The 20,818-nt window shown below is 75.3% G+C and carries 15 protein-coding genes, 1 pseudogene and 1 riboswitch; of the genes and pseudogenes, 10 read left to right on the top strand and 6 right to left on the bottom strand.

What is annotated here, in order from left to right; all coding sequences use genetic code 11:
* Positions 1-57 precede the first annotated feature (57 nt).
* Positions 58-279, bottom strand: coding sequence for a helix-turn-helix domain-containing protein (locus tag J5Y05_RS28010; RefSeq protein ID WP_029385158.1), 222 nt, complete (start codon positions 277-279; stop codon positions 58-60).
* 335 nt (positions 280-614) lie between these two features.
* Complete coding sequence (locus tag J5Y05_RS28015; protein WP_210876050.1) at positions 615-2,213, bottom strand: ABC-F family ATP-binding cassette domain-containing protein; 1,599 nt, start codon at positions 2,211-2,213, stop codon at positions 615-617.
* 281 nt (positions 2,214-2,494) lie between these two features.
* On the opposite strand from J5Y05_RS28015, the gene J5Y05_RS28020 reads away from it, so the two are divergent.
* Positions 2,495-2,908: a VOC family protein gene (locus tag J5Y05_RS28020; RefSeq protein WP_210876052.1), complete on the top strand. Its 414-nt coding sequence runs from the start codon at positions 2,495-2,497 to the stop codon at positions 2,906-2,908.
* A 46-nt stretch (positions 2,909-2,954) separates the two neighbouring features.
* Here the strand turns inward: J5Y05_RS28020 and J5Y05_RS28025 are convergent, their stop codons facing one another.
* The 3 genes from J5Y05_RS28025 to J5Y05_RS28035 all read right to left on the bottom strand — a co-directional run bounded on the left by J5Y05_RS28025 (position 2,955) and on the right by J5Y05_RS28035 (position 6,542).
* Positions 2,955-4,394, bottom strand: coding sequence for a hypothetical protein (locus J5Y05_RS28025; RefSeq protein WP_210876053.1), 1,440 nt, complete (start codon positions 4,392-4,394; stop codon positions 2,955-2,957).
* Between the two features lie 168 nt (positions 4,395-4,562).
* Positions 4,563-5,690 carry an alpha/beta hydrolase gene (locus J5Y05_RS28030; protein ID WP_210876055.1) on the bottom strand — a complete coding sequence of 376 codons (1,128 nt, stop codon included), beginning with the start codon at positions 5,688-5,690 and terminating at the stop codon, positions 4,563-4,565.
* A 189-nt stretch (positions 5,691-5,879) separates the two neighbouring features.
* Positions 5,880-6,542, bottom strand: a complete 663-nt coding sequence (locus tag J5Y05_RS28035; RefSeq protein WP_210876057.1) for a class II aldolase/adducin family protein — start codon at positions 6,540-6,542, stop codon at positions 5,880-5,882.
* A 223-nt stretch (positions 6,543-6,765) separates the two neighbouring features.
* On the opposite strand from J5Y05_RS28035, the gene J5Y05_RS28040 reads away from it, so the two are divergent.
* The 9 genes and pseudogenes from J5Y05_RS28040 to cobI all read left to right on the top strand — a co-directional run bounded on the left by J5Y05_RS28040 (position 6,766) and on the right by cobI (position 20,065).
* Positions 6,766-8,049: an inorganic phosphate transporter gene (locus tag J5Y05_RS28040; RefSeq protein ID WP_210876059.1), complete on the top strand. Its 1,284-nt coding sequence runs from the start codon at positions 6,766-6,768 to the stop codon at positions 8,047-8,049.
* Positions 8,050-8,119: 70 nt separating this feature from the next.
* A complete protein-coding gene (locus J5Y05_RS28045; protein WP_210876061.1) occupies positions 8,120-8,341 on the top strand; it encodes a hypothetical protein in 222 nt (73 codons plus the stop codon).
* 206 nt (positions 8,342-8,547) lie between these two features.
* A riboswitch (cobalamin riboswitch) is annotated at positions 8,548-8,689 on the top strand.
* A 99-nt stretch (positions 8,690-8,788) separates the two neighbouring features.
* Positions 8,789-9,745, top strand: a pseudogene (locus J5Y05_RS28050) (cobalamin biosynthesis protein); the annotation flags it as partial.
* A 314-nt stretch (positions 9,746-10,059) separates the two neighbouring features.
* Positions 10,060-11,592 (top strand): cobyric acid synthase, encoded by a 1,533-nt coding sequence (locus J5Y05_RS28055; RefSeq protein WP_210876063.1) that lies wholly within the window; start codon positions 10,060-10,062, stop codon positions 11,590-11,592.
* Positions 11,589-15,242, top strand: coding sequence for a cobaltochelatase subunit CobN (cobN, locus tag J5Y05_RS28060; protein ID WP_210876065.1), 3,654 nt, complete (start codon positions 11,589-11,591; stop codon positions 15,240-15,242). The genes J5Y05_RS28055 and cobN overlap by 4 nt, the downstream gene beginning before the upstream one ends.
* Entirely contained in the window at positions 15,239-17,317 is a 2,079-nt protein-coding gene (locus J5Y05_RS28065; RefSeq protein ID WP_210876067.1) for a putative cobaltochelatase, read from the top strand. The genes cobN and J5Y05_RS28065 overlap by 4 nt, the downstream gene beginning before the upstream one ends.
* Positions 17,317-17,916, top strand: a complete 600-nt coding sequence (gene cobO / locus J5Y05_RS28070) for a cob(I)yrinic acid a,c-diamide adenosyltransferase (protein ID WP_210876068.1) — start codon at positions 17,317-17,319, stop codon at positions 17,914-17,916. The genes J5Y05_RS28065 and cobO overlap by 1 nt, the downstream gene beginning before the upstream one ends.
* Entirely contained in the window at positions 17,916-19,337 is a 1,422-nt protein-coding gene (locus tag J5Y05_RS28075) for a cobyrinic acid a,c-diamide synthase CobB (protein ID WP_210876070.1), read from the top strand. The genes cobO and J5Y05_RS28075 overlap by 1 nt, the downstream gene beginning before the upstream one ends.
* Positions 19,334-20,065 carry a precorrin-2 C(20)-methyltransferase gene (gene cobI / locus J5Y05_RS28080; protein WP_210876072.1) on the top strand — a complete coding sequence of 244 codons (732 nt, stop codon included), beginning with the start codon at positions 19,334-19,336 and terminating at the stop codon, positions 20,063-20,065. Before J5Y05_RS28075 ends, cobI begins: the two co-directional genes overlap by 4 nt.
* A gap of 20 nt (positions 20,066-20,085) precedes the next feature.
* On the opposite strand, the gene J5Y05_RS28085 is transcribed toward cobI, so the two are convergent.
* Positions 20,086-20,814: a ZIP family metal transporter gene (locus tag J5Y05_RS28085; RefSeq protein ID WP_210876074.1), complete on the bottom strand. Its 729-nt coding sequence runs from the start codon at positions 20,812-20,814 to the stop codon at positions 20,086-20,088.
* Positions 20,815-20,818: the final 4 nt, after the last annotated feature.

A 20,818-nucleotide genomic window follows, 5' to 3' on the forward strand; every position in this document is an offset into this window, starting at 1 on the left:
TCGGCCGGAAGACCGACCGGGTGGCCACCATCGGAGCCATGGGGCCGCCCGGGGCGGTCAGGCCGATGGGGCCTTCTTGCCCCGGGTCGCCCCGCCACGCCCTCGCAGCGTGACGCCCGACTCGCTGAGCATGCGGTGCACGAAGCCATACGAGCGGCCGGTTTCCTCGGCCAACGCCCGGATGCTCGCACCGGCGTCGTACTTCTTCTTCAGGTCTGCCGCGAGCTTGTCGCGCGCGGCGCCGGTCACCCGGCTGCCCTTCTTCAGAGTCTCGGCCACCCGTGCCTCCTCATGGGAAGTGCGCTCTGGTCTCCTCATGATCACCCCTCCAGGGCTGCATGGCCACCCATTCGGCAAGGTCGGTGAGACCGGGATGTGACGACAGGAGTGCATCCGCACATACGGAACCCCGAATTCCACAGGATCGTGGGCGTACCGCCGAACGGGTTCCCGCACGAAGTTCCTGGTCAGAACGGCGTCACGGCCGGGCCTCCGGAAAGGGAGGGCCCGGCCGTGATGTGGGTGTAGGACACACCTCTTGATGAGGAGATCTCACTCAGATGGTGGATCACGGATCGGCCGAATGATCCATACCCAGTGGATCATCCATTCGATCAAGCAAGGGCGACGAGGTCCGCGTAGTCCGCGCCCCACAGGTCCTCGACGCCGTCCGGCAGCAGGATGATCCGCTCCGGCTGGAGCGCCTCGACGGCGCCCTCGTCGTGGGTGACGAGGACGACCGCGCCCTTGTAGGTGCGCAGCGCGCCGAGGATCTCCTCCCGGCTGGCCGGGTCGAGGTTGTTGGTGGGCTCGTCGAGCAGGAGCACGTTGGCCGAGGAGACGACGAGGGTGGCGAGGGCGAGACGGGTCTTCTCGCCGCCGGAGAGCACCCTGGCCGGCTTGTCCACGTCGTCCCCGGAGAAGAGGAACGAGCCGAGCACCTTGCGGACCTCGACGAGGTCCATGTCGGGCGCGGCGGAGCGCATGTTCTCCAGGACGGTGCGCTCGGGGTCGAGGGTCTCGTGCTCCTGGGCGTAGTAGCCGAGCTTGAGTCCGTGGCCCTCGACGACCTGGCCGGTGTCGGGCTTCTCCACGCCGCCGAGGAGCCTCAGCAGCGTGGTCTTGCCGGCGCCGTTGAGGCCGAGGATGACCACGCGGGAGCCCTTGTCGATGGCCAGGTCGACGTCGGTGAAGATCTCCAGCGAGCCGTACGACTTGGACAGGCCCTCGGCGGTCAGCGGGGTCTTGCCGCAGGACGCGGGCTCGGGGAAGCGGAGCTTGGCGACCTTGTCGGACTGGCGCACCGCGTCCAGGCCGCTGAGCAGCCGGTCGGCGCGGCGGGCCATGTTCTGCGCGGCGACGGTCTTGGTGGCCTTGGCGCGCATCTTGTCGGCCTGGGCGTTGAGCGCGGCGGCCTTCTTCTCGGCGTTGGCGCGCTCGCGCTTGCGGCGCTTCTCGTCGGCCTCGCGCTGCTGCTGGTAGAGCTTCCAGCCCATGTTGTAGACGTCGATGGCGGCGCGGTTGGCGTCCAGGTAGAAGACCTTGTTGACGACCGTCTCGACCAGGTCGACGTCGTGGGAGATGACGATGAAGCCGCCGCGGTAGCTCTTGAGGTAGTCGCGCAGCCAGACGATCGAGTCGGCGTCCAGGTGGTTCGTCGGCTCGTCCAGGAGCAGGGTGTCGGCGTCCGAGAAGAGGATGCGGGCCAGCTCGATGCGGCGGCGCTGGCCGCCGGAGAGGGTGTGCAGGGGCTGGGCGAGGACCCGGTCGGGGAGGTTGAGCGCGGCGGCGATGGTGGCGGCCTCGGCCTCGGCGGCGTACCCGCCCTTGGTGAGGAACTCGGTCTCCTGGCGCTCGTACTGCCGCAGGGCCTTCTCGCGGGTGGCGCCGCGGCCGGTGGCGATGCGCTCCTCGTTCTCGCGCATCTTGCGGATCAGCACGTCCAGTCCGCGGGCGGAGAGGACGCGGTCGCGGGCGAGCACGTCGAGGTCGCCGGTGCGCGGGTCCTGCGGGAGGTAGCCGACGTCGCCGGAGCGGGTGACGGTGCCGCCGGCGGGCTGGCCCTCGCCGGCGAGGACCTTGGTGAGGGTGGTCTTGCCGGCGCCGTTGCGGCCGACCAGGCCGATGCGGTCGCCCTTGGCGACGCGGAAGGTGGCGCTCTCGATGAGGATGCGGGCACCGGCGCGCAGCTCGATGCCGGAGGCGGAGATCACGGACAGACTCCAGGGCGGATATGAGGGGCGGGATGGGCGGTCGAGGACGGGTCCCGCCGGCTAATGCGCGAGGAGAATGGCCATGGGGCCAGTCTAACGGGGCCGTGCAAGCGGTTTTGCTCGGTCGTGGCGTGCGCTGCGCGCCGCGGGTCCGCCGGACGGCGGGGTGCGGGGCGTGGGCGCGGGGCGTTGTCGGTGGTGGGTGCGAGACTGTCGTCACACGGGATTCCGGCCGTTTCGGCGTCCCGCGCCCCGACCCCGACGCGCAGGGAGTGATCGGCATGGCAGACAAGGACAGCGGGCGCCCGAGCGTCTTCCCGACACTGCTGTACGCGGACGCCAAGGCGGCGATCCGGCAGCTCACCCAGGCTTTCGGCTTCACCGAACTGGCCGTGTACGAGGGGGAGGACGGGTCGGTGGCCCACGCCGAGCTGGTGCAGGGCCGGGGCGCGGTGATGCTCGGTTCGAAGGGCACGGGCGGCCGGTTCGACGAGGCGATGCGCAACGCGGGCCCGACGGGGGTGTACATCGTGGTGGACGACGTCGACGCGCACCACCGGCGGGCCGCCGAGCACGGCGCGGAGATCCTGATGCCGCCCACCGACCAGGAGTACGGCTCGCGGGACTACATGGCCCGCGATCTGGAGGGCAACGTGTGGAGCTTCGGCACCTACTCCCCCGCGCTGCCGGGCTGAGGGTCCTGCCGGGCGGGCGGCCGTGCGCCGCGCGCCCGGGGCGCGGTCAGTTGCCTCCCGTGTGCACCTGGAAGGCGGCGCGGCGCACCGCTTTGGCGAGCGCCGGGTCGGGGTGGGCGGCGGCCAGCGCGACCAGCACCTGGACGGTACGGGGGTGGCCGACGGCGCGGACCTCGTCGAGCAGGGCCGGGACGGTGGGCTGCACCGCGGCCTCCAGGTGGCGCACGAGCAGCGGGGCCTCGCCGTGGTCGGCGACGGCGGCGGCGGTGTCGACCCACAGCCAGGTCGCCTCCTGCCGGGTGAGGACGTGGTGGGCGTCCTCGGGGTCGTCGCCGTCGTGCTCGGCCAGCCACAGCAGGGCGTACGGCCGCAGCGTGGGCTCGTCGAGCACGGAGCGGACGTCGGGCTCGGCGGGGGCGCCGACCACGCGCAGCGCGTCGAAGGCGAGACCCCGCAGCAGGGCGTCCTCGCCCCGGGCGGCGGCGAGCAGCTCGGTGACGGCGCTGCCGACGGGGCGGGCGGCCAGCCAGGCCCGGTATTCGGCGCGGGCGGCGTTGGGGCGGAGCTGGGCGCAGCCGCGCAGCATGTCCTCGGCGCCCTGCTCGATGTTGCCGGCGGGGCTCTGCGCGGCGACGCAGATCTGCTCCAGCTTGACCCAGACCGCCCAGCTCCCCAGCGGGGTGAGCGTGGCCTGTCCGTCGCCGCAGGTGAGGGCGCCGACGGAGGCGAGGGCGTGCAGGGCCCAGTCGAGGAGGGGGTCGAGCGGGGTGTCGGGGCCGGGGGGCTGCGGGGCCGGCGGCTCCTCCTCGGGGGTGCGGGGGGCCGGGGGGCCGGGTTCGAGCCGGGGTCCGTAGGGCACCTCGCAGCGCTCGGTGCGCAGTTCGGTGACGCGCTGCTCCAGCAGGTCCAGGAGCTGCGTGACGGGGACGGGTCCGGCGGAGAGCTGGAGGAAGGAGAGCACCTGGGGCATCGCGGAGACCACCTCGGCGACGGCGGAGGGCTCCTGTCCCGGGGGTTCGGGGTGGGCGAGGGACCAGGCGTCGAAGAGGGCGACCCAGCCGCGCAGCACGGCGCTGTCGTCGCGGTCCCAGGCGCGCAGCCGCCAGCCGGGGCGGGCGGTGTCGCCGTGCACCTCGACGAGGCCGGCGAGGCGGGCGGTGTCCCAGTCGGCGCGGACCCGGTCCACCGTCAGGCCCAGTTCGAGGGCGGCGTGTTCGGCGGTCGCGTCGGAGAGGGTGGCCTTGCCGTCGGTGGTGGCGCTGCCCCGGCCGGGGCCGAGGGCCGTGTCGGCCCAGCGGGCGACCCGGGCCGCACCGGCCAGGCCGGAGCGAGCCATCCCGGCCAGCTCCGAGCGGGCCGGGGTGCCTTCCGGGGGGCGCGGCGCGGAGCGGTGTGGGCGGCGCTGGGTCATCGCTCTGGGGGCGGCGGCCAGGGGTCGCGGGCGGACGAGTCGGAGCCTGGAGTCGCGCGGGATACGGGACGTCACGGGTGCAGTCTTCCGTTTGACGGTCCGAAAACCCAAACGGAACGCCCCGCCCGGTTCCGGGGAGGCCGGGGCGCGCGTCCGCGAGGGCGCTCCTCGCTCGGATCAGGCCAGTGGTACGCCCCGAAACGGAACGGGCCCGCCGGGGGCCGGAGCGGCGGCCCGGCCGGGTCAGACCAGGGGGGTGAGGAAGCGGCGCACGGCCTCTTCGTAGGGCTCGGGGGCGGCGTTCCACATGGCCGCGTGCGGGGCGGAGCGGACGGTGTGGAGGGAGACCAGGCGGGGGTGGGTTTCGGCCAGCCGGCGGGAGGGTCCCCAGGGGGCCACCTCGTCGCCCGGACCGTGGAAGATCAGGGTGGGGACGGCGGGGCGGTACAGGCCGGCCTCGTGGCGGTCCCGGTCGGCGTGGAGCCCGGCGCGGCCCTGGGCGGCGCGGACGGCGAGCGGCAGCAGCGGGGCGGGGGTGTGGCGGGCGGCGGCGAGGGAGCGCAGGGTCGCCTCCCAGCTCAGCACCGGGGAGTCGAGGATCAGGCCGGCGACGCGGTCGCGCAGGTCGGAGAGGGCGGCGGCGCGCAGGGCCATGGTGGCGCCGGTGGACCAGCCGAGCAGCACCACCTGGCGGGCGCCGTGGTCGACGGCGTAGCGGACGGCGGCGTCCACGTCGCGCCACTCGGTCTCACCGAAGTGCTGGAGTCCGTCCGGGGAGCGCGGGGCGCCGACGTCGCCCCGGTAGGCGAGGGCGAGCACGGGCAGGTGGCGGCGGTGCAGGGCGGCCATGAGGTTGAGGGCGTGCTCGCGGGTGGCGCCGAGTCCGTGCACGGCGATGAGCCAGATGGTGCGGGCCCCGGGCAGGAACCAGGCGGGGAGCGGGCCGAGTTCGCCGGGCACCTGGACGTCGGTGTGGTCGAGGCCGAGGGCGGTGCGCGGGGTGCCGACGTACAGGTTGGGGGTGAACCAGACGTGGTCGCCGGCGGTGAGGGTGCCGTGGGTGACGCCTTCCAGGCGGCGGACGACGGTGTCGGCGCGGTGCCGGGTGCCGCTCAGGACCCCTCCGACGACCGCGTGGGTGCCGTCGCCGGCGAGTCCGTATCGGCCGGGGCGGAGCGCGGCCAGGTCCCGGGTGAGGGTGATCCGGCCGGCGGCGGTGCCGTGCACGGTGAGCCGGGGTTCGGTGGGCAGCGGCCGGCCGGGGGACGCCTTGAGCGCCGCGTCGCTGGCGAACCGGCCGGCGGCGACGCTCGCTGCGCCGGCCGCCAGGGCTGCGGTGAGGGCGGCGGCCGTGGCTGTGACTGTGCGCATGGGGCCAGTCTCCCGGTGGAGTCGGAGGGCGGCCAGTGGACGGACGGCGGGGGGTGACGCGGGTCGGCCCCGGCCGTCGGGGCGTCCGGGGCGCCGGTGTCGCCACCGGTGCCCGGGAAGGTGTGGGGTAGGCCCGCCCGGGGGGGTGCGGCGGGGCCCGGTGGGGGTGGCCCTCCCGGGCGCCCCCGGTCACCGTTGGCCGTACCCCCGCAGGCGTCTCGCGGCGTCGGCGAGCTGGGCCTCGGTCAGGAGGGCGGGGGTGCGGCCGGGGAGGGCGGAGGCCGTGAGCCAGAGGCGGCACATCCACTCCAACTGGGCGGTGCGGTCGTACGCCTCGTCGAGGTCGGCGCCGTGGGTGATCGTGCCGTGGTTGCCCAGCAGGCAGCCGGAGCGGCCGTCGAGGGCGGCGAGCATCACGCGGGCCAGTTCGCCGGTGCCGTAGGGGGCGTAGGGGGCGACGCGGACGGGGCCGCCGAGCGCGGCGGCCATGTAGTGGACCGGGGGGAGTTCGGTGACGAGGGTGGAGACCGCGGTGGCGTGCAGGGCGTGGGTGTGGACGACGGCGCGGGCGTCGGTGGTGCGGTAGACGGCCAGGTGGAGGGGGAGTTCGCTGGTGGGGACCAGCGTGCCGAGGACCTGGCGTCCGTCGAGGTCGACGCCGGTCACGTCCTCGGGGGTGAGCCGGTCGTAGGGAACGCCGGAGGGGGTGACGAGCACGGTGTCACCGACCCGGACCGAGACGTTCCCCGAGGTGCCGACGACCAGTCCGTCGGCGACCGTGCGCCGGGCGGTGGTGACAAGTGTCTCCCACGCTTGAGGTGTAGTCACCCGATCGGGTCTGTTCTCCGTCATGTCCGGTCCCCCTTTCCGGGCGCCGGGAGCCTCCCGGCGCGTCGCCGCGCCGATCCTGCCAGGGACGTCTCCGGAGCGCAGCGGGGCGGGTACGGAGCGCCAGCACCGCCGGGAGCGGACGTCCCCGTTTCCGGTCACCATGAGGCCCGATCACGTTCATCTTCCGTTCACCCGGGTTACCTACGTTCGACGCGCCAATGACCTCGAACGATTGCCTGGGTAAATGGAAAGCTTCTCGCTGATCCTCGCGATTGTGGTGGTAACCGCACTCGCGTTCGATTTCACGAACGGTTTCCACGACACCGCGAACGCGATGGCAACAACCATTTCGACCGGTGCGCTCAAGCCCAAGGTCGCGGTGGCCATGTCCGCCGTACTGAACCTCGTGGGCGCCTTCCTCTCCGTGGAGGTCGCCAACACGATCTCCAAGGGTCTCGTCGACGAGACCGGCATCCGGCCCGAGGTCATCTTCGCCGCCCTGGTCGGCGCGATCCTCTGGAACCTGCTGACCTGGCTGGTCGGACTCCCCTCCAGCTCCTCGCACGCCCTGATGGGCGGTCTGATCGGTGCCGCGGTCGCCTCCGCCGGCGTCGGCGCCGTCCACGGCGGGGTGCTCCTGACCAAGGTGCTGCTGCCCGCCGTCGCCGCCCCGGTCGTGGCCGGCGTCGCGGCGCTGGTCGGCACCCGGCTCACCTACCGCCTCGGCCGCAAGGCCGACGGCCGCGCCGCCGAGAAGGGCTACCGCGCCGGTCAGATCGCCTCGGCCGGCCTGGTCTCGCTGGCCCACGGCACCAACGACGCCCAGAAGACGATGGGCATCATCACCCTCGCCCTGATCGCCGGCGGTGCCCTCGCCCCCGCCTCCGACCCGCCCCTGTGGGTCATCCTCTCCGCGGGCCTGGCGATCGCGCTCGGCACCTACCTCGGCGGCTGGCGCATCATCCGCACCATGGGCCGGGGCCTGACCGACCTCCAGCCGCAGCAGGGCTTCGCCGCCCAGACCAGTGCCGCCACGGTCATCCTCGCCTCCTCGCACCTCGGCTTCTCCCTCTCCACCACGCACTCCGTCTCCGGCGCCGTGATGGGCTCGGGCATCGGCCGCAAGGGCGGCGTGGTCCGCTGGTCGACCGCGACCCGGATGTTCGTCGCCTGGGGACTGACGCTGCCGGCCGCCGCCTTCGTCGGCGCGCTCGCCGAGTGGGTCACCAAGCTCGGCGACTGGGGCACGGCCCTCGTCGCGGTCTTCCTGGTGGTCTCCAGCGCCGCGATCTGGAAGGTCTCCCGCCGCGAGGTGGTCGACCACACCAACGTCAACGGCGACGACGAGCCGGCCGCCACGCCGCAGCCCGAGCCGGAGCCGGCCGGTGTGGTGACCGCGGCGATGGCCGCCGTGACCCCGCCGCCCGCCCTGGGCGAGGAGCTGAAGGTCACCGTCCCGGCCCCGGTCCCCGTGGTGACCGCGAGCGCGCCCGACGCGCCGCCGACGCCGGCCGCCACCCCCGTCTGAGTCCGCCGGGCCCCGGCTCCCGCACCGGACGCCGGGCCCGCCTGCCCGGGTACGAAGGAAGAGAACCGTCATGAACATCGACTGGGCTGCCCTCGGCTCCGTCTTCGGAGTCAGCCTCGTGGCCACCCTGGGCCTCGTGGCCCTCTTCACCCTCGGCATCGCCGGCCTCTCCCGCCAGGAGCGGGCCGTCGCCCGGGGCGAGTCGGCGGCGCTCGCCGTCACGGGCGCGTACGCCTGCTTCGCGGCCTGCGCCGCGGCGGTGGCGTACGGGATCTACATGATCGTCGCCTGACCCTCCGGAAGGCACCCTCCGTCCGGAAAGGCACCCTCCGGGAAGCATCCTCCGGGCTCCGGGAGGGCGCCCTCGGGGAAGACCGTGCGCGGGGCGCGGGACGGGAAGCACCGTCCCGCGCCCCGCGCTCTTCGTGTGCCGGCGCGCACCCGCGCCCTGTGGGCCTTCGCACACTCCTCCTCCGCAGGTCAACGGCAGGTTGACGGGTCTTCGCGGAGCGTGGTGGACTGCCGGAGCCATCACGGCGGCAGGAGAGGAAGCCGGTGCGAATCCGGCGCGGTCCCGCCACTGTCACCGGGGCGTCATGCCCCGGGAGCCAGGAACTCTCGCCGCCGGTCTCGTCGAGCCAGGGCGCGGACACCCTGAGTGAGGACCCATCGCCATGCGCGGCTGCCGTTCGAGGTACACCCACGACGTTCCCCCCGCCCCTCCGGCCGGCTGAGCGCCGTGCGGGCCGAACGCGTCTTCGCGTACGGCGCCGCCGCCGGCCTCCTCGGTGACCTCCTCCTCGGCGATCCGCGCCGCGGGCACCCCGTCGCCGCCTTCGGGCGGGCCGCCGGGGCCGTGGAACGGGTGCTGTGGCGGGACCACCGGGGCCGGGGCGCGCTGCACACCCTCGTCTGCGCCGGCGGCGCCGTGGCCCTCGGGGCCGTCGCCGCGCGGGCCGTCCGTTCCCGTCCCGTCGCCTCCGTCGCGCTGACCTCCGCCGCCACCTGGGCCGTCGTCGGCGGCACCTCGCTGGCGCGTGAGGCGCGGGCCATCGGGCGGGCGCTGGAGGCCGGGGAGGTGGCGGCGGCGCGGGAGCGGCTGCCGCACCTGTGCGGACGGGACCCGCGGGCCCTCGACGCCGACGGGATCGCGCGGGCCGTGGTGGAGTCCGTCGCCGAGAACACCTCGGACGCCGTGGTGGGCGCGCTGGTGTGGGGCGCCGTGGCCGGGGTGCCGGGGCTGCTCGGCTTCCGCGCGGTGAACACCCTCGACGCCATGATCGGGCACAGGTCGCCCCGGTACCGGCGCTACGGCTGGGCCGCGGCCCGGCTCGACGACCTCGCGGGCTGGCCGGGCGCCCGGCTGACCGCCGTCCTCGCCACGGTCGGCGGCCCGGACCCCCGGGGCGCGGTACGGGCCTGGCGGGCCGACGCCTCCCGGCACCCGAGCCCCAACGCCGGCCCCGTCGAGGCGGCCTTCGCGGGCGCCCTCGGCGTCCGGCTGGGCGGCACGCTCTCCTACGGCGGACGCGTCGAGCACCGGCCGGTGCTCAACGAGGCCGCGGGGCGCCCGGTCGGGGCGGCCGACATCGAACGGGCCGTACGGCTCTCCCGGCGCGTGGGCCTGCTCGCGCTCGGCGTGTGCGCCGGGGCGCGGCTGCTCGTGGGCTCCGCCCGCCCGGGAACGGAGGGGCGACCGCCGGCCGGCGCCGGCCGGGCGCAAGGGCAACTCGGCGCCCGCGCCGCGAAGGCCGGGCTCGCCCTCGCGGCCGGCCCCGTCACCGCCACCCACCCGGCCCAGGCCCGGCCGCTCGCGGGCGTCCTCCGCACACAGGCCCGGCCCCTCACCGGCACCCTCCCCACACGGGCCCCGCTGCTCGGCCGTGCCTTCACGGCGCGGGCCCGGCTGCCGGCCGGCTTCCTCGCGGCGCGGTCCCGGCCGCTCGCCGGTGCCCTGCTCGCGCGGTCCCGGCCGCTCGCGGGCGTCCTTCGGGGCAGGGGGTGGGTGGCGTGAGCGGGGGTCTTCTCGTCGCCGGTACCACCTCCGACGCCGGCAAGAGCGTGGTCACCGCCGGGATCTGCCGGTGGCTGGCGCGGCAGGGGGTGCGGGTCGCGCCGTTCAAGGCGCAGAACATGTCCCTGAACTCCTTCGTCACCCGCGAGGGCGCCGAGATCGGGCGGGCGCAGGCCATGCAGGCCCAGGCGTGCCGCATCGAGCCGAGCGCGCTGATGAACCCGGTGCTGCTCAAGCCGGGCGGCGAGCGCAGCAGCCAGGTCGTGCTGCTCGGCAGGCCGGTCGGCGAGATGAGCGCCCGCGGCTACCACGGCGGACGGCAGGCGGCCCTGCTCGGGACGGTGCTGGAGTGCCTGGCCGAACTGCGCGCCGACCACGACGCGGTGATCTGCGAGGGCGCCGGCAGCCCCGCCGAGATCAACCTGCGCCGCACCGACATCGTCAACATGGGGATCGCCCGGGGCGCCGGCTTCCCCGTCCTCGTCGTCGGCGACATCGACCGGGGCGGCGTCTTCGCCTCCTTCTTCGGCACGGTGGCGCTGCTCTCCCCCGAGGACCAGGCGCTGGTCGCCGGGTTCCTCGTCAACAAGTTCCGCGGCGACGTGAGCCTGCTGGAACCCGGCCTCGACATGCTGCGCGGCCTCACCGGGCGGCGTACGTACGGCGTCCTGCCCTTCCGGCACGGGCTCGGCATCGACGAGGAGGACGGCATGAGCCTCGCCGCGCCCGGCGCGGGGCGGGAGCCGGAGACCGCGCCGCCGCACGGCGAGGACGTGCTGCGGGTCGCGGTGTGCGCGCTGCCGCTGATGTCCAACTTCACGGACCTGGACGCGCTCGCCGCCGAGCCGGGCGTCGTGGTCCGCTTCACCGACCGGCCCGAGGAGGTGGCCGACGCCGACCTCGTCGTCGTCCCCGGCACCCGGGGCACCGTCCGCGCCCTGGACTGGCTGCGCCGGCGCGGGCTCGCCGACGCGCTGGCACGCCGGCACCGGGACGGCCGGCCGGTGTTCGGGATCTGCGGCGGCTACCAGCTCCTCGGCGAGGAGATCGAGGACGACGTGGAGAGCCGCCGGGGACGGGTCGAGGGGCTCGGCCTGCTGCCCGTACGGGTGCGGTTCGCCCGCGAGAAGACCCTCGCCCGCCCGGTGGGCACCGCCCTCGGCGAGCCCGTCGAGGGCTACGAGATCCACCACGGCGTCGCCGAGGTCCTCGGCGCGGAGACCTTCGTCCGCGACGACCGGGGCAACGCCCTGGACGGCTGCCGGTCCGGCGCGACCCTGGGCACCCACTGGCACGGCGCGCTGGAGTCGGACGGCTTCCGGCGGGCCTTCCTGCGCGAGGTGGCCGCCGCCGCGGGCCGCCGCTTCGTACCGGCCCCCGCCACCTCCTTCGCCGCGCTGCGCGAGGAACGGCTCGACCGGCTCGGCGACCTGATCGAACGGCACGCGGACACCGACGCGCTGTGGCGGCTCGTCGAGTCCGGCACACCGCAAGGACTTCCCTTCATCCCCCCGGGAGCGCCCGCATGAGCACTGTGTTGTTGTTGTCGACCGCCGACACGGACCTTCTGGCGGCGCGCGCCTCGGACGCCGCCTACCGGATCGGCAACCCGTCCCGGGTCGACGTCCAGGAGGAGCTGCCGGCCCTGCTGGACGGCGCCGACCTCGCCGTAGTCCGCCTGCTGGGCGGCAAGCGGGCCTGGGAGGACGGGCTCGCCGCGCTGAAGGCGGCCGGGGTGCCGACCGTGCTGCTCGGCGGCGAGAGCGTGCCGGACGCCGAGCTGATGGCCGAGTCGTCGGTGCCGGCCGGGGTGGTGGCGGAGGCGCTGCGCTACCTCGTCGAGGGCGGCCCGGAGAACCTCACCCAGCTCGCCCGGTTCCTCTCGGACACGGTGCTGCTGACCGGCGAGGGCTTCGACGAGCCGCGGAAGATGCCCGAGTACGGGGTGCGCGGCGAACGCCCCCTCGTCGACGGCCGCCCGACGGTGGGCGTGCTCTTCTACCGCGCCCACCAGCTCAGCGGCAACACCGCCTTCGTCGACACGCTCTGCGAGGCGATCGAGGCGCGCGGCGCCAACGCCCTGCCGGTGTACTGCGGTTCGCTGCGCGGCGCCGACCCGGGGCTCTACGAGATCCTGGGCCGGGCCGACGCCCTGGTCGCCACCGTCCTCGCCTCCGGCGGCACCCACGCCTCGCAGGCGTCGGCCGGCGGCGACGAGGAGGCGTGGGACATCGGCGCGCTCGCCGACCTCGACGTGCCCGTGCTCCAGGGACTCTGCCTGACCACCTCGCGGGCCGCCTGGGACGCCTCCGACGCCGCCCTGTCCCCCATGGACGCGGCGATGCAGGTCGCCATCCCCGAGTTCGACGGCCGGCTGATCACGGTGCCGTTCTCCTTCAAGGAGCAGGGCCCGGACGACGTACCGGTCTACGCCGCCGACCCGGAGCGGGCGGGGCGGGTGGCCGGCATCGCGGTGCGGCACGCCCGGCTGCGGCACAAGCCGAACGCGGAGAAGAAGGTCGCGCTGGTCTTCACCGCCTACCCGACCAAGCACTCCCGGGTCGGCAACGCGGTCGGCCTGGACACCCCCGCCTCGGCGGTGCGGGTGCTGGACGCGCTGCGGGAGGCCGGGTACGCGGTCGACGGCTACCCCGACAACGGGGACGAGCTGATCCACCGGCTGATCGAGGCCGGCGGCCACGACGTGGAGTGGCTGACGGAGGACCAGCTCGCCGCCGCGCCCGCGCGGGTGCCGCTCGCCGACTACCGGTCCTGGTTCGCCACGCTGGACCCGGGGCTGCGGGAGGCGATGACCGAGGCGTGGGGCGAGCCGCCGGGCTCGCTGTACGTCGACGGCGACGAGATCGTGCTCGCCTCGCTGCGGTTCGGGAACGTCGTCGTGATGATCCAGCCGCCGCGCGGATTCGGGGAGAACCCGATCGCCATCTACCACGACCCGGACATGCCGCCCTCGCACCACTACCTGGCGGCCTACCGGTGGCTGGAGAACACCTTCGGCGCCGACGCGGTCGTCCACATGGGCAAGCACGGCACGATGGAGTGGCTGCCCGGCAAGGGGCTCGGGCTGGGCGCCGGGTGCGCGCCCGACGCGGTCCTCGGCGACCTGCCGCTGGTCTACCCGTTCATCGTCAACGACCCCGGCGAGGGCACCCAGGCCAAGCGGCGCGGCCACGCCACCGTCGTCGACCACCTGGTGCCGCCGATGGCCCGCGCCGACACCTACGGCGACCTGGCCAAACTGGAGCAGCTCCTCGACGAGTACGCGCTCGTCTCCGATCTGGACCCGGCGAAGGCGCCGACGGTGCGAGCGCAGATCTGGACCCTGGTCAAGGCGGCCGAACTCCACCACGACCTGCGCGTGGACGACCAGCCGGACGACGACGCCTTCGACGCGTTCGTCATGCACGTCGACGGCTACCTCTGCGAGATCAAGGACGTGCAGATCCGCGACGGACTGCACATCCTGGGCGGCGGTCCGGTGGGCGAGCCGCGGGTCAACCTGGTGCTGGCGGTGCTGCGGGCCTCCCAGGTGTGGGGCGGGCAGGCGAACGCCCTGCCGGGTCTGCGGGCCGCCCTGGCCGAGCACTTCGGGCTGGTGGAGAAGGAGCTGCTGGCCGAGCCGGGCGCCCCGGTGAAGGTGCCGGCGGAGCTGACCGCCCTGGTCGACGGTCCCGCCCGCTCGGGCGCCGACGCGATCGACCTGCTGGAGACGGTGTGCCGGCGCTTCGCCGAGGGCATGGAGGAGCGCGGCTGGGCGCCGGCCGGCTGCGCGCCCCTGGTCCGCGAGGTGCTCGGCACCGAACTCGCCGACGCGGTCGCGGTGCTGGAGTTCGCCTGTACCGAGGTGGTGCCCCGGCTGGCCCGCACCGGCGACGAGATCGGCAACATCCTGCACGCCCTGGACGGCGGCTACGTCCCCGCCGGGCCGTCCGGCTCCCCCACCCGGGGGCTGGTCAACGTCCTGCCGACCGGGCGGAACTTCTACTCGGTCGACCCCAAGGCGATCCCGTCCCGGCTGAGCTGGGAGGTCGGCCAGTCCCTCGCCGACTCCCTGGTGCAGCGCTACCTCCAGGACACCGGCGCCTACCCGAAGTCCGTCGGCCTCACCGTGTGGGGCACCTCCGCGATGCGCACCCAGGGCGACGACATCGCCGAGATCCTGGCGCTGCTCGGCTGCCGCCCGGTGTGGGACGACGCCTCGCGCCGGGTCACCGGCTTCGAGGTGGTGCCGCCCGAGGAGCTGGGCCGGCCGCGCATCGACGTGACGGTGCGCATCTCGGGCTTCTTCCGGGACGCGTTCCCGCACGTCATCGGGTTGATCGACGACGCGGTGCGGACGGTGGCCGAGCTGGACGAGCCGGCCGAGGCCAACTACGTACGGGCGCACGCCGACGAGGACACCGCCGAGCACGGCGACCGGCGCCGGGCCACGGCCCGCGTCTTCGGCTCCAAGCCGGGCGCGTACGGGGCGGGCCTGCTGCCGCTGATCGACGCCCGGAACTGGCGCTCCGACGCGGACCTCGCCGAGGTGTACGCGGTGTGGGGCGGCTACGCCTACGGGCGCGGGCTCGACGGGCGCGCGGCGCGCGGCGACATGGAGACGGCGTTCCGGCGGATCGCGGTGGCGGCGAAGAACGTCGACACCCGCGAGCACGACCTCGTCGACGCCGACGACTACTTCCAGTACCACGGCGGCATGGTCGCCATGGTGCGGCACCTGACGGGCGCCTCCCCGGAGGCGTACGTGGGCGACAGCGCCGTACCGGACCAGGTGAAGACCCGCACGCTGGGCGAGGAGACGCACCGCGTCTTCCGTGCCCGGGTGGTCAACCCGCGCTGGATGGCGGCGATGCGCCGGCACGGCTACAAGGGCGCCTTCGAGATGGCGGCCACCGTGGACTACCTCTTCGGGTACGACGCCACGGCCGGGGTCGTCGACGACTGGATGTACGAGAAGCTCAGCGCCGAGTACGTCTTCGACCCGGAGAACCGGGACTTCATGCGCGCGTCCAACCCGTGGGCGCTGCGGGGCATCACCGAACGCCTGCTGGAGGCCGCGGACCGCGGCCTGTGGGCGGAGCCGGACGCGCGGACCCTGGAGCGGCTGCGCGCCACCTATCTGGAGCTGGAAGGCGACTTGGAGGGCGAGGAGAAGTGACCACCCCGTTCCCGTTCACGGCCGTCGTGGGTCAGGACGACCTGCGGCTGGCCCTGCTGCTCAACGCCGTGAGCCCCGCGGTCGGCGGAGTCCTGGTGCGCGGCGAGAAGGGCACCGCGAAGAGCACGGCGGTGCGCGCCCTGTCGGCGCTGCTGCCGCGGGTCGGCGTCGTCCCCGGATGCCGCTTCTCCTGCGACCCCGCCTCCCTCGACCCCTCCTGCCCCGACGGGCCGCACGCGCCGGACGCGGCCGGGGAGGACCGCGCGGCGCGGATGGTGGAGCTGCCCGTCGGCGCCTCCGAGGACCGGCTGGTGGGCGCCCTCGACATCGAGCGGGCCCTCGCGGAGGGCGTCAAGGCGTTCGAGCCGGGGCTCCTCGCCGACGCCCACCGCGGCATCCTCTACGTCGACGAGGTCAACCTCCTCCACGACCACCTGGTCGACCTGTTGCTGGACGCCGCCGCGATGGGCGCCTCCTACGTCGAGCGCGAGGGCGTCTCCGTCCGGCACGCGGCGCGTTTCCTGCTGGTCGGCACCATGAACCCGGAGGAGGGCGAGCTGCGTCCGCAGCTCCTGGACCGGTTCGGGCTGACCGTGGAGGTCACCGCCTCCCGCGAGCCCGACGAGCGGGTGGAGGTGGTCCGCCGCCGCCTCGCCCACGACGACGACCCGGCCGCCTTCGCCGCGCGCTGGGCCGCCGAGGAGGCGGCCGTACGGGAGCGGATCGCGGCGGCGCGCGCCCTGCTGCCGTCGGTGAAGCTGGGCGACGGGCCGCTGCGGCAGATCGCGGCGACCTGTGCCGCCTTCGAGGTGGACGGCATGCGCGCCGACATCGTGATGGCGCGGACGGCGACGGCGCTGGCGGCCTGGGCGGGGCGCACCGACGTGCTCGCCGAGGACGTGCGGCAGGCGGCGCTGCTCGCCCTGCCGCACCGGCGGCGCCGCAACCCCTTCGACGCGCCGGGGCTGGACGAGGAGAAGCTCGACGAGACGCTGGAGCAGTACGCCGGGCCGGAGCCGGGCGATCCGGACGACCGCGGCCCCGACGACGACGGCGGTGACGACGACGGCGGTGACGACGATCCCGATCCGGGGCCCGGCGGTCCCGGCGGGCGGCCGGAGCCGGAGGACGGCCCCGGCGACGGGGACGCCGGCGGCCGTGCCGAATCCCCGGCCGACGCGCCGGACGCGCCGGACGACCGGCACGGCGAGCCCCGGCCCTCCGGCGCCGGCGAGCGGGCCCCGGTGGGGGCCGCGGAGCCGTTCCGCACCCGGGTGCTGCACGTGCCCGGCGTCGGTGAGGGCGCCGCGGGGCGCCGGTCGCGGGCGCGGACCGAACAGGGCCGCACCACCGGGGCCCGGCGGCCCCGGGGCGCGCTGACCAAGCTGCACCTGGCGGCGACCGTGCGGGCGGCGGCGCCGCACCAGCGGGCGCGGGGCCGGTCGGGCCGCGGGCTGGTGGTGCGCCGGGACGATCTGCGGCAGGCGGTGCGCGAGGGCCGCGAGTCCAACCTCGTGCTGTTCGTCGTCGACGCCTCCGGGTCGATGGCGGCGCGGCAGCGGATGAGCGCCGTCAAGGGCGCCGTGCTGTCGCTGCTGCTCGACGCCTACCAGCGCCGGGACAAGGTGGGCCTGGTGACCTTCCGCGGCTCGGCCGCCGACGTCGCCCTGCCGCCGACCTCGTCGGTGGACACGGCGGCGGTCCGGCTGGAGTCGCTGCCGACCGGCGGGCGGACCCCGCTCGCCGCCGGGCTGCTGCGGGCCCACGAGGTGCTGCGGGTGGAGCGGCTGCGCGATCCGGCCCGCCGGGCGCTGATCGTGGTGGTGACCGACGGCCGGGCCACCGGCGGCGTCGAGCCGGTCGCGCTCGCCTCGCGGGCGGCGCGGCTCCTCGCCGCCGAGGGCACCGCCTCGGTGGTCGTGGACTGCGAGTCGGGTCCGGTGCGGCTCGGGCTGGCCGCCCGGCTCGCACAGGATCTGGGCGGTACGGCGGTGACGCTGGACGAGCTGCGCGCGGACACCGTCGCGGGGCTGGTCAAGGACGTGCGGGACGCCGGGACGAGGAGGGCCGCGTAATGCCGAAGGGGCAGCCGAGCGTGGTGCCGGACGACGGGCTGACGACCCGTCAGCGGCGTAACCGTCCGCTGGTGATCGTGCACACCGGGATCGGCAAGGGCAAGTCGACGGCCGCCTTCGGGCTGGCGCTGCGCGCCTGGAACCAGGGGTGGCCGGTCGGGGTGTTCCAGTTCGTCAAGTCGGCCAAGTGGAAGGTGGGCGAGGAGCACGCGCTGCGCGTGCTCGGCGCCTCCGGCGAGGGCGGCACCGTCGACTGGCACAAGATGGGCGAGGGCTGGTCGTGGGTGCAGCGCGACGCCCAGATGGACAACGAGGAGAAGGCCCGCGAGGGCTGGGAGCAGGTGAAGCGGGACCTGGCCGCCGAGACGTACCGGCTGTACGTGCTCGACGAGTTCGCCTACCCGATGCACTGGGGCTGGGTGGACACGGACGAGGTCGTGGAGGTGCTGCGGACCCGTCCCGGCACCCAGCACGTGGTGATCACCGGCCGGAACGCGCCGGAGAAGCTGGTGGACCTCGCCGACCTGGTGACCGACATGTCGAAGGTCAAGCACCCGATGGACGCCGGGCAGAAGGGCCAGAGGGGCATCGAGTGGTGATGTCCGCGCCGCCCCGGCTGGTCGTCGCCGCGCCCTCCTCGGGCAGCGGCAAGACCACCGTGGCCACGGGGCTGATGGCCGCGTTCGCCGCGCGGGGGCTCGCCGTCTCCCCGCACAAGGTGGGACCGGACTACATCGACCCCGGCTACCACGCGCTCGCCACCGGACGGCCGGGGCGCAACCTCGACGCGTACCTGTGCGGGCCCGAGCTGCTCGGGCCGCTGTTCCTGCACGGGGCGCGGGGCTGCGACCTCGCCGTCGTCGAGGGCGTGATGGGGCTGTACGACGGGGCCGCCGGGGAGGGCGAACTGGCCTCCACGGCCCAGGTCGCCACGGTGCTGCGGGCCCCCGTCGTCCTGGTCGTGGACGCCTCGGCGCAGTCGCGGTCGGTGGCCGCGCTGGTGCACGGCTTCGCCTCCTGGGACCCGCGGGTGCGGATCGGCGGCGTGATCCTCAACAAGGTCGGCTCGGACCGGCACGAGGCGCTGCTGCGGGAGGCGCTGGACGCGTCCGGCGTGCCGGTGCTCGGTGTGCTGCGCCGCGCCCCGCAGGCCGGGACGCCCTCCCGGCACCTGGGGCTGGTGCCGGTCGCCGAGCGCCGGGAGGCGGCCGTGGCGGCGGTGGCCGCGATGGGCGCCCAGGTGGCCGCGGGGTGCGACCTGGACGCGCTCGCCGCGCTGGCCCGGGGCGCCGGTCCGCTGCCGGGCCCGGCCTGGGACCCGGCGGACGCGCTGGCCGGCCTCCCGGGACCGGGAACGCCGGCCGGTGACGCGGCGGGAACGGGAGCGCCCGCCCGTGGCGCGGCGGGAGCGGGCGGGGCGCCGGTGGTCGCCGTGGCGGGCGGACCCGCCTTCACCTTCTCCTACGCCGAGCACGCCGAACTGCTCACCGCCGCCGGCGCCGAGGTCGTCCCCTTCGACCCGCTGCGCGAGGAGGCGCTGCCCGAGGGCACCCGCGGGCTCGTGGTCGGCGGCGGCTTCCCCGAGGTGTACGCCGCCGAACTCTCCGCCAACGCGCCGCTGCGCGCGGCCGTCGCCGCCCTCGCCGGGAGCGGGGCCCCGGTCGCCGCCGAGTGCGCCGGGCTGCTCTACCTGTGCCGGGAGCTGGACGGGCTCCCGCTCTGCGGCGTCCTGGACGCCTCCGCCCGCATGTCGGAGCACCTGACCCTGGGCTACCGCGACGCCGTGGCCGTGGGCGACAGCGTCCTCGCCCCGGCCGGTACGCGGATGCGGGGCCACGAGTTCCACCGCACCGTCGTGGAGCCGGGCGCCGGGCCCGCCCCCGCCTGGGGCCTGCGGACCCCCGAGCGGCGCGTCGAGGGGTTCGTGCGGCGCGGCGTGCACGCGAGTTTTCTGCACACCCACTGGGCGTCCGAGCCCGGTGTGGCCCGTCGGTTCGTGGAGAGGTGCCGGACGTCATGAGCAGCAGACTGATCGGGGTCGGGGTCGGCCCGGGGGACCCCGAACTGGTCACGGTGAAGGGGGTCGACGCGCTGCGCGCGGCGGACGTCGTCGTCGTCCCGGTGATGGACACCGGGGAGCGCGGCCGGGCCGAGGCGACGGTGCTGCACTACGTGCCCGCCGAGAAGGTGGTGCGGGTGGTGTTCGCCCTGAACGAGCGGAGCGACCGCGCCCGGCGCGAGGCGGCGTGGGACGCGGCCGGGGAGCGCGTGGCCGGTCTGCTGCGCGCCCACGCCCGGGTCGCCTTCGCCACCATCGGCGACCCCAACGTGTACTCGACCTTCACCTACCTCGCGCAGACCGTCGGCGCCCTGGTGCCCTCCGTCGTCGTGGAGACCGTGCCCGGCATCACCGCCATGCAGGACCTCGCCGCCCGCTCCGGTGCCGTGCTGACCGAGGGCACCGAGCCGCTGACCCTGGTGCCGGTGACGGCCGGGGCGGCGGTGCTCCGGGAGGCGCTGGAGGGGCCGGGGACGGTCGTCGCCTACAAGTTCGGCAGGCAGGCGGCCGAGGTCGCCGAGGCGCTGCGGGAGACCGGGCGGCTGGAGGGCGCCGTGTGGGGCTCGGCGCTCGGGCTGCCCGGGGAGTCCGTACGCCCCGCCGCCGAACTGGACGGCGGCCCGCTGCCCTACCTGTCGACGCTGATCGCGCCGGCCCGGCGCACCGACGGGCGGGGCGGCAAGCTGTGAGCGGACCGGGGGCCGGCTCCTCAGTCGGCGACGCCCACCACCAGCCAGATGAACGCGGCCCCCGCGACCGTGCACAGCAGGGTCGAGCGGGCCGGGTGCTCGTGGTGGGCCTCGGGCAGGATCTCCGCGGCGGCGAGGTAGAGCAGCACACCGCCGAAGAGGCCGAGATAGCCGCCGAGTGCCGCCTCGGGGATGGTGAAGAGCAGCGTGGACGCGGCGCCGAGCACCGGGGCGACGGCGTCGGCGGCCAGCATGGCGACGGCCCGGCGGCGGGCGTTGCCGTACAGGCTCGTCAGTGTGTAGGTGTTGAAGCCGTCCGCGAAGTCGTGGGCCACCACGGCCGTCGCCACGGCCGCGCCCATGCCGCCGCCCACCTGGAAGGCGGCGCCGATGGCCACCCCGTCCATGGCGCTGTGCGCGACCATCGCGGCTGCGGCCGTCAGCCCCACCTCGGGCGAGTGCCGCCCGCCCTCGTCCGCCCCGTGCGCCGCGCGCCGGGCGGCGAGCAGGCGTTCGCCCAGATGGGCGAGGAGGAACCCGGCGACGAAGAGCAGCAGCGCCGTGGGGACGCCGAAGACCTCGCCGTCGGCGGCGTCCAGGGCCTCCGGCAGCAGGTCGAGGCCGGCCACGCCCAGCATCAGGCCGCCGGCCAGCCCCAGGACCAGATGGCGCCGGTCGGTCACCCGCTGGGCCGTCCAGCCGCCGGCCAGCGTCATCAGGAACGCGCCGAGCGCGACGAAGACCGCCATGACC

This window comes from Streptomyces tagetis, assembly GCF_018069565.1.
GTDB classification, from domain to species: Bacteria; Actinomycetota; Actinomycetes; order Streptomycetales; family Streptomycetaceae; genus Streptomyces; species Streptomyces tagetis.

Excerpts from the sequence above, each read along its gene's own strand:
- J5Y05_RS28020 (WP_210876052.1), top strand. The coding sequence starts at position 2,495 with ATGGCAGACAAGGACAGCGGGCGCCCGAGCGTCTTCCCGACACTGCTG.
- J5Y05_RS28030 (WP_210876055.1), bottom strand. The coding sequence starts at position 5,690 with ATGCGCACAGTCACAGCCACGGCCGCCGCCCTCACCGCAGCCCTGGCG.
- J5Y05_RS28035 (WP_210876057.1), bottom strand. The coding sequence starts at position 6,542 with ATGACGGAGAACAGACCCGATCGGGTGACTACACCTCAAGCGTGGGAG.
- J5Y05_RS28040 (WP_210876059.1), top strand. The coding sequence starts at position 6,766 with ATGGAAAGCTTCTCGCTGATCCTCGCGATTGTGGTGGTAACCGCACTC.
- J5Y05_RS28045 (WP_210876061.1), top strand. The coding sequence starts at position 8,120 with ATGAACATCGACTGGGCTGCCCTCGGCTCCGTCTTCGGAGTCAGCCTC.
- cobN (WP_210876065.1), top strand. The coding sequence starts at position 11,589 with ATGAGCACTGTGTTGTTGTTGTCGACCGCCGACACGGACCTTCTGGCG.
- cobO (WP_210876068.1), top strand. The coding sequence starts at position 17,317 with ATGCCGAAGGGGCAGCCGAGCGTGGTGCCGGACGACGGGCTGACGACC.
- J5Y05_RS28075 (WP_210876070.1), top strand. The coding sequence starts at position 17,916 with ATGTCCGCGCCGCCCCGGCTGGTCGTCGCCGCGCCCTCCTCGGGCAGC.
- cobI (WP_210876072.1), top strand. The coding sequence starts at position 19,334 with ATGAGCAGCAGACTGATCGGGGTCGGGGTCGGCCCGGGGGACCCCGAA.
- J5Y05_RS28085 (WP_210876074.1), bottom strand. The coding sequence starts at position 20,814 with ATGGCGGTCTTCGTCGCGCTCGGCGCGTTCCTGATGACGCTGGCCGGC.